The 701-nt window shown below is 64.1% G+C and carries 1 protein-coding gene; it reads left to right on the top strand.

Features of this window, described 5'->3' with window-relative positions; genetic code table 11:
* Nucleotides 1-657, top strand: a 657-nt coding sequence (locus tag GH663_RS20880; protein WP_153133509.1) for an OmpA family protein, incomplete at its 5' end; no start/stop codon positions are given.
* Nucleotides 658-701 lie beyond the last annotated feature (44 nt).

Here is a 701-nt window from a genome sequence, read left to right as displayed (position 1 = left end):
ATGATCAAAAACATCGCCAAGAAGTCGCTGGTTCTGGCCCTGCTGGCCGGTATCGGCTTTGCTGCCACCGCCCAGGAACGCGTATACGTTATCGACCAGCGCGACGTCGTCGCCAAGAGCGGTTTCGGCCTGTGCTGGCGCACCGGTTACTGGACCCCGGCTGCCGCCGCCAAGGACGCTGCCGGTTGCGAATGCGACAAGGACCTGCTGCCGGCCGAAGTTTGCGCCCCGAAGGCGGCCGCCGCCACCGGCGCCGCTGCGGCTGGCCCGAAGCCGACCGGTGAGAAGATCACCGTCGCCGCTGACGCGCTGTTCGACTTCAACAAGGCTGTGCTGCGTCCGGAAGGCAAGGCCAAGCTCGACGAACTGGTCTCCAAGGCCAAGGCCATCAAGCTCGAAGTGATCCTCGCCGTTGGCCACACCGACCGTATCGGTGGCGACGCCTACAACCAGAAGCTGTCCGAGAAGCGCGCTGCCGCGGTCAAGGAATACCTGGTTGCCAAGGGCATCGAAGCCAACCGCGTCTACACCGAAGGCAAGGGCGAAAAGCAGCCCGTGACCGGCGACAAGTGCAAGGGCAACGCCAAGACCAAGGCGCTGATCGACTGCCTGCAACCGGACCGTCGCGTCGACATCGAAGTCATCGGCACCAAGTAATTCGCCGACGCTTCAGCGAAAAGCCCCGCCCAGCGGGGCTTTTT

This window comes from Dechloromonas hortensis, from assembly GCF_009469765.1.
Lineage (GTDB): Bacteria > Pseudomonadota > Gammaproteobacteria > Burkholderiales > Rhodocyclaceae > Azonexus > Azonexus hortensis.
The sequence above is the reverse complement of the archived record's forward strand: the minus strand, read 5'-3'. Positions and strand labels throughout refer to the sequence as shown.